General features: G+C 64.2%; 5 protein-coding genes and 1 pseudogene. 1 reads left to right on the plus strand and 5 read right to left on the minus strand.

What is annotated here, in order from left to right; genetic code table 11:
* Window positions 1-47: 47 nt before the first annotated feature.
* From CHB84_RS20260 to CHB84_RS20275, 5 genes and pseudogenes are all read right to left on the minus strand, one after another.
* Complete coding sequence (locus CHB84_RS20260) at window positions 48-1649, minus strand: helix-turn-helix domain-containing protein (protein WP_089303254.1); 1602 nt, start codon at window positions 1647-1649, stop codon at window positions 48-50.
* 23 nt (window positions 1650-1672) lie between these two features.
* A complete protein-coding gene (locus CHB84_RS20265) occupies window positions 1673-3013 on the minus strand; it encodes a hydantoinase/oxoprolinase N-terminal domain-containing protein (RefSeq protein ID WP_141134753.1) in 1341 nt (446 codons plus the stop codon).
* Between the two features lie 19 nt (window positions 3014-3032).
* Window positions 3033-4184, minus strand: coding sequence for an S-methyl thiohydantoin desulfurase family protein (locus CHB84_RS20270; protein ID WP_089303256.1), 1152 nt, complete (start codon window positions 4182-4184; stop codon window positions 3033-3035).
* Between the two features lie 14 nt (window positions 4185-4198).
* A pseudogene (locus CHB84_RS22530) lies at window positions 4199-4333 on the minus strand (IS5/IS1182 family transposase); the annotation flags it as partial.
* 589 nt (window positions 4334-4922) lie between these two features.
* Window positions 4923-6029, minus strand: coding sequence for a Glu/Leu/Phe/Val family dehydrogenase (locus CHB84_RS20275; protein ID WP_089303257.1), 1107 nt, complete (start codon window positions 6027-6029; stop codon window positions 4923-4925).
* A 509-nt stretch (window positions 6030-6538) separates the two neighbouring features.
* On the opposite strand from CHB84_RS20275, the gene CHB84_RS20280 reads away from it, so the two are divergent.
* On the plus strand, window positions 6539-7275 hold a 737-nt coding region (locus CHB84_RS20280), incomplete at its 3' end, for an ISL3 family transposase (protein WP_141134754.1).

Consider the following 7275-nt stretch of genomic DNA (forward strand, 5'->3'; position numbering starts at 1 on the left):
ATGCACAGATAGCCGAACGAAGCGCCGAGACAGCGTTCGTGACGCGCCTAAACGGCGTCGTCCCACTCAATGCCCGCAACTCTGGTCGCGAGATGCACTACGAGTCGGTCATCCGGATCAGCCAGATCGACTGGCAGCAATGAGCCGATCTTCTCCAGCCGTTGGATCACGGTGTTGCGGTGCACGGACAGCGCTTTCGCCGTGGCAGTGGCGGACGACTCCAGGTCGAGGTAGCGCCGCAGGGTGCGAAGAAGTTCTCCGGAAGAGTCGGCTTCCGTCAGCGGGTTCAACAGGTTCATGCCGACGGAGCGCAACGGATTGGATGAGTACCAGCTAACCAATAGGCGCTTGACGCTCATCGCTTCGATGTGCTCGACGGTGCCGCCGGTCTCCTCCGTCCGTGCGAGTAAACAAGCGTGCCGGGCTTCGCGCAACGACTCACGCAATCCGACTACGCCAGGCCTTCCGGTGCCGACCCCGGCGCACAGTGTCAGGCCTTCATGCGCGGACTCGACAGCACGCAGTGACGCTTGCACTCCGTCGAGTAATGGCTGCGGATCATACGTGTCGGGCTCGCTATCGACCGTCACCCAGAATACCCAGCCCTCGGCGCGTTCTATCAACGTGGCCTCGATCGCGTGACGGCTGAGCGCGTGTTCCAGTTCGGGCAGCAGATCCCGCTGGTGCACGAGTGACGTCGTCCAGTTGGCGCCGATCTGCACTGCCGTGTGCCATCCGGCCAAGCGCCAGCCAAGGGCGGCGACGCGCTGGAGAGTCCGTTGCGAGAGGTCGTCGGCCTGATCAAGCACCTCGCCGAGCAGCAGCGAATGTCCTCGAGCTTCGCGTTCCATCCGCGCGGTACGCGCTGCGACGGCGACTGCGTGTGCCATCGCCGCGACAGTAAGGGCCTGCTGTATAGGTCGCAGTTGTACGCTCGCAGCGGCAGCGGTGCGAGCCAACAGCCAGAAATGCGCCGGGCCGTCATTATCCAGCTGCACCGGTTGGACGAGTAACACCTCTTCGCCGTCAAGGTCGAATACACCGGCGCTGGGCTGAGCACGGGTCAGCTTATCCCTAGAAGTGACCGATTCCAGCAGCGTGCACAGATACCGATCCCCGGCTATGGGGCGCAACTCAGCGTCGACGAGCGTTACAGGGCAGCTGAGCGACTGGGCGAGCAACACGGTTAGCTGTTCGGGATCGATCACGGGGTGATGAAGGCGTTGAGCGGTAGCTCCCAACATGCGCAGACCGGCCAGTTCCGGAGCGCGCACGTAGGGGTCCAGCTGCGCCACGATCGCGGCAGGCACTACCGACTCCACGGTGACCAGCGGCACCGCCAGCTTGTCAGCAAGCCGCGACGACGCCGCGGGGACCGGACCAGTCGGACGTTGCGCGACGATGCCCGCGGAATTGGCACTGTGCGCCAACCGGATGGCCAGATCGGTAACGAGTTCGCTGACCGGAAGCTGCTCCGGGCCGAAGATTACCAGCGTGCCCTCGCCCAAATACGGGATGTCACGCGCGGAGGTGCCGGGGAACACTCGGGTCAAGGGTCGGCCGAGTCCCGCAGCGCCGCCGAGCAGGCTGTGCCCGGGCAACAGATCCATGGCTAGCAGTTGGCGCAGGCTCACCGGGGAGGTCGACATTGATTTCACCCTTCGTGCCTAGTTCAGACACGCACCAGAGGCCCGCTCACCGTAACCCTCATGCGTGCGCACCGTGTCGAAATATAGGTGAGCGGGAACTCACGTACACGCGGTCGTCGCAATCGAGATGGATCGGCTCCAGCCTGGATAGCCGACTCTCGAGCCATGCGCCTGGCCTGAGCAACACAGTCCGGGTAGCTCGTCTCAGTAAAGCGGAAGATCCGGTCCACCGTGCCGGACACCTCGCCGAGCGCCGCCCCGATGGCGCCGACTCTCGCACCGAACCCGGGGCGAATCTCATTATCCCCGTCGTCAAGCCGAATCACTTCGTCAGCATCGGGCCCCACCACGATCACCGGGAGCGCGCCGTGACCTGCGCGAGCCCGGCGAAGAGCCAGCCGGGCATCGCCGGATGGCCTGGCGACCGTCCCTCTCGTTCTCAGCTCGTCGATCCGCACCGCGGACGTGCGCACCTCGGGGAGGCAGGTCCGGACGCCCTGCACCTGGACAGGTCCAAGATTCTCCTGGGGCGTGCCCTCCACTACCGTGGTGATGTAAACGTAGCCATCGATGGCCTCCACGACCACGGCGTCGTCAAGAGCAGCCAGGCGCAGTGCGCCGGTGATGGCCGCGCCACGAGCCGCCCGACGGGCGCGCAGAGGATGGCGTGCCACGTCGGAAGCTGTGAGCAGCGTTCCGTCAGCGCTTGTGAAATAGATGTCTGCGGTCACCTCTTTCGCCCTCAGCAGCTGGGTTACTCCGTCGAGCAGAAGACTGATATGCGGGGAGAGCGCCGCGTCAAGAACGGTGGTGTTCTCCCGCTCCAACAGGCCCATTCCACCGAGCCCCGAGCTGGTCACCACGGGCACTGACTCGCCGAGCACTTCCCTCGCGATCGCGGCGGCGCGTTGCTCGTGGCCGCTGTCGACTTGTGCGTTAGCGCCGGTGATGGCCACTGCGGCGACCCGGTTCCGGCAGCGATGCGCGAATGCCGCCACAGCGGTCTCGTCCAGCGCTGATACCTCGGTACCGTCGTACTGGTGACCACCTGCGACGACCGCCACTGAGTCGCGCACCGCGGCAGCCTTCTCCGATGGCCAGCCGCTGAGCGGTGGAACCGACAGCGTGGCCGGTGCGGCGAGACGCAGCGCGCCAACAGGGGAAAGCCGCTCATGCCACGGCGCCGAGGCGATCTCGGCCAGACCGGTGATCATCACGTACCCGATCGACTCGGCCGATACGCACTGCAGAAGCGTATCGAGTACCTCAGCGATCGACGTCCGCCGGTCGACGTCGAAACCATACGCGCTCGCGCGTACCGTGCCCGTACCATCGGTGAGCACGCCAACCGTGCGGCTGTCCACTACGAGCCCGATCCGCCACTCAGCCACCAGAACCTCCGACGCGGGTCGGGGTCACGTCCAGGCCGAATGCTTGCGGCCCCACCAGTTCCAGCCCGGCTGGAGTGTGCCACCGGGCGTCGGTAGGAATCGCGATCACCAGCAGGCGCTGCCCTTCGACGACATCGGCGCTCTGCATAACCACGCCGGACTCGACATCGATCAAAGCGATCACGTCCGGCACGGTGACTACGAGCTCGCCATCCACCGCCGCGACCAAGTTCTCGTGCTGATGTTCCAATCGCATGAGGCGAGCGGGCCCTTCCACCGCTTCCAGCGTAATGGTGCCATGCGGTGTACCCTCCCGCCAGTCGCGCACCAAGTCGATGACGATGCCGGAGAACTCGACGCGGCCGCTGCAGTACCGCAGGAAATCTCCATAGGAGGCGAGATCGTGGCTTGACGTGCTGCGCAGCAGTCTGCCGATGCTCGCGCAATCGGTCAGCGCGCGCCGTGCGCCGAACCGTGCACAGTCCTCGGCGGTCACGGTGTAGGTACTGATCAACGCCACCATGCCCAGATGTGGCAAGCTCGTCCGGATCAGTGTGCTCACCACGTCATCGCGCTGAGTGGCGAACATCGTCCCCATTCCCCACATATCCACCATGAACACCGGCGACGGGCGTATCCCGGCCAGCATGAACAAGGTCATCTCCACCGCAGGGAAGCAGCGACGCATGATGTCCGCGTCGATGCATGGTAAGCCCAAGCGCGCTGCTGCGATCAGCGGAATCATGGTGTTGAACGCACCGAGTTGGACCGGAAGCACGGCCGCACACGGCTGCCCGATCTGCTGCTCGACGGTCTCGCGAAGCCGTCCGAACTCATGACCGTTGAAAAACGTCTCGGCCAGCGCGCCTGGCGGACCGCCTGCGAGAACCGGCAGTAGCGGCGCGTCCGCAGGCAGTTCATCCGCGTTGATCAATCGTACCGGACCGTACTCGGCCAGCGTACCAACCAGCATCCTCCAGGGCACATGAGAGTCGCCTCCGCCGCCGCTGCCAAGCACCTCTGCACCGAGCACCAAGTCGGCGATATCGTCGATACCGAGATCATGCACGATAGCCTCCTTCGCTGACGCTGGCGCTGTGGGCGGTTCGCGATCCCGCTTGTGGGCAAGCGCGACGATGCCCATACTAAGAGCTCATTTCAGAATGATCGTGTGAGTTGGCGGTGGCAAATGAGGACGCAGCCGAACTGGAGCAGGCCGTGGTGGATGTCGGCGCGGCGTTCGTAACGGGTGCAGAGCCGTTTGTACTGGTGTAGCCAGGCGAAGGCACGTTCGCTCGGTCAGCACCATCACCCGCACCATTCCCGCTCACGACACCAGGTTTTCGTCATCGAACACTGCCTGCGTGCGCCCAAGCATCAAGTTACTTCACGGCCAGTGCCTTCTCGGATCGTGTAAATTAGTGGCTTCGACAACCCTGATTGTCTTGATCCAGAAGGCACTTCCTATGTCGACGCGCCGAACACCGACCGACCCATCCACGGATCCAGGATTAGTCCCAGATCGACCTGATCACCGGGGAACAGGACGTGGTTTGCACCTCGAGCGTGACGGGTAACCGGTTAAGTCTCCTCGTCAGCAGGTTCGTAGTTGCGTCGTGCAGAGTCGTCTCAACAGCGATGTTGACTATCCAGTCTCGGGCGCCGGCTGGCTCTACGCCGAGCGAGCGTACCGCGTACCGTCGTTGCTGCAGGAGGCCGATCACTCGCAGCACGCCGTCGAACCCGCCAACGAAGACGCGATAGTGACGACGAAGTAGCATGGCATCATTTACGGGGATCGTCTGTTCGGGTTGTGTCGGATCGGTCGCAGCACCGCAGTTCTCGGATCTTGAGTGGTCCCGGGCTTGAGCTTCGGAGTCGGTCAGCGACATAGCGCATTGTCCTGCGGCGGCGTGGTGGAATGATTCGACAACCAGATGCCGCGCAGTCGGCTGATTTCCGCGATGCGCTGCTCGGCAAGCTGATTGGCTGCTTGTGTTGGTGAGACGTCACGGTCATTCGCCATCGCGAGGATGTGCTGGCTCGTGTCGAAGATTCTTTCCGCTAGCGCTCGGGCGCGCTGCTCGTTGAAGCCCGTCATCTCGTCGGCGACCTGGATCAGTCCTCCGGAGTTGACAACGTAGTCGGGCATATACAAGATGCCGCTTTTCTGTAGCAGCGCGTCGATTCCGTCGTGAGCGAGCTGATTATTAGCCCCTCCGCATACGATCTGTGTTCGCAGGGCAGGGACTGTAGCCTCGTTCAGGACACCGCCGAGCGCGCACGGTGCGTAGACATCCAGGTCTCGGGCGAGCAGCTTCTGCGGGTCCTCGGCCTCGACTTCCGGGTGACGGGCGCGAAGGTGCTCTACGGCGTCGGCTGCCACGTCAGCTACTACGACCGATGCACTATCTGCTAGGAGGTGTTCGACCAGCCTGCGACCTACCTTGCCTGCGCCGGCCACCCCAACCCGGCGGCCGTGCAAGGACGGTGTTCCCCAAGTGTATTCGGCGGCCGCGCGCATGGCCATGAAGACGCCGTAGGCGGTCAGTACAGAAGAGTCGCCACCTCCGCCGTGTGCGCGCGTTCGGCCCGTCACGAAACGACTCTCACGGGCGATTATGTCCATGTCCTCGGCGTAGGTACCTACGTCGCAAGCTGTGTTATAGCGGCCCCCGAGTGCTTCAACGAACCTGCCATAGGCGCGCAAGAGTGGTTCCGTCTTCAGCTCGGCCGGATCGCCGATGATCACCGCCTTGCCGCCGCCCAGATCTAGGCCCGCGCACGCTGCCTTGTACGCCATGGCACGGGAGAGCCGGAGAACGTCGCTCAGCGCGTCGTGCTCCGAAGCGTAGGGATAGAACCGGGTACCACCGAGCGCAGGTCCGAGCGCGGTGGAGTGGATCGCGATGATCGCGTGCAGGCCGCTGGATTGATCGCGACAGAACACGAGCTGCTCGTGCTCAGTGGACTCGACAACAACAGACATGATTCGCTCCTTGTGGGAGGGGTGGGCGGCACCGAAGGCGGTGTTAATGACATCCGGGGAACGCTGCCTGCTTCAGCAGGGATTCACGTTGCTGGACCAACAAAAAACCCCCCGCGCGATCAGCACGAGAGGTAGGCGCAGGCGGCGGTCCGTCAGCCTGCGCCGTTAATAATGATCGACCCGAAGATCATGGAAATACCATAGACCGAGTGCCCAGTAATCGGCAAGCGCCTCATGCAATCCGAGGCTACGTGACCCACCCCGGCATGTCTGGTCGCTACATTCGTTGGAAGGACGAAGTTCATGGCACCACGCTCGCATTACCTCGTCTTGCCCCCTGAATCTGCGGCACCGCGCGGTCCGGACGGTCGCTGAGTCCAAGGCCATCTACCCCTCGGAGTTCGAGGCGATCAAGGTCGTCGCGACCAAACTGGGCATCGACTCGGGGCAGTCGGGTGAACGGTTCTGTCCCACATTCGGCTCTGGCCCGCTTTCAGTGGTGACGGTGTGTGTCGGTTTCGGTCGGATATGGCGTGTTGTGCCAGGGTGACGTTGATCAACTTCTAAGACTTGTGTTCTCGGGATTGTCTTCGCTGCTCATCGAGGGTGTTGTGGATGATGCTGGGACGATCGTGGCCCGGGCGTCGACGCATTCCGGGCCGGTGGCCTGCCCGGAATGCGCCGCCGAGACGGGGCGGGTGCACGGCTATGTTGAGCGGCGGATCGCCGACGTGCCGGTGGATGGGCGACGGGTCGTGCTACGGGTGCGGACGCGGCGGATGCGCTGCCCAAGGCTTGCTTGTTCGAGGCAGACAATCCGTGCGCAGCTGGCCTGTGTAGTTGAGCGGTATCAGCGCCGCACCGCCCGGCTGGCTGCGCAGGTGAACCGTGTCATGGCCCAGCTGGCCGGGCGTGCCGGGGCCCGGGCGCTGGCCGGCCTCGGTGTCGCGTTGTCCCGGCAGACCGCGCTGCGGGCGCCGCTGCGGCTGCCGGTGCCCGTTCGGCCGGTGCCGCCCGTGGGCGGCGTGGACGATGTCACCCTGCGTAAGCGGCAGTGCTACGTGACCGTGACCATCAACGCGGAGACCGGCGAGCGCGTCGATGTCCTTGCCGACCGCACGGCTGACACGCTCGAGGCCTGGTTGCGTAACCATCCCGGCGTGCAGGTGGTCTGCCGGGATGGCTCCGGCGCATATGCCGAAGCCATCCGACCTGCGCTGCCCACCGCGGTGCAGGTCGCTGATCG

The organism is Haloechinothrix alba (assembly GCF_900188115.1).
Classification (GTDB): Bacteria; Actinomycetota; Actinomycetes; order Mycobacteriales; family Pseudonocardiaceae; genus Haloechinothrix; species Haloechinothrix alba.

Excerpts from the sequence above, each read along its gene's own strand:
- CHB84_RS20270 (WP_089303256.1), bottom strand. The coding sequence starts at position 4,184 with ATGGGCATCGTCGCGCTTGCCCACAAGCGGGATCGCGAACCGCCCACA.
- CHB84_RS20275 (WP_089303257.1), bottom strand. The coding sequence starts at position 6,029 with ATGTCTGTTGTTGTCGAGTCCACTGAGCACGAGCAGCTCGTGTTCTGT.
- CHB84_RS20260 (WP_089303254.1), bottom strand. The coding sequence starts at position 1,649 with ATGTCGACCTCCCCGGTGAGCCTGCGCCAACTGCTAGCCATGGATCTG.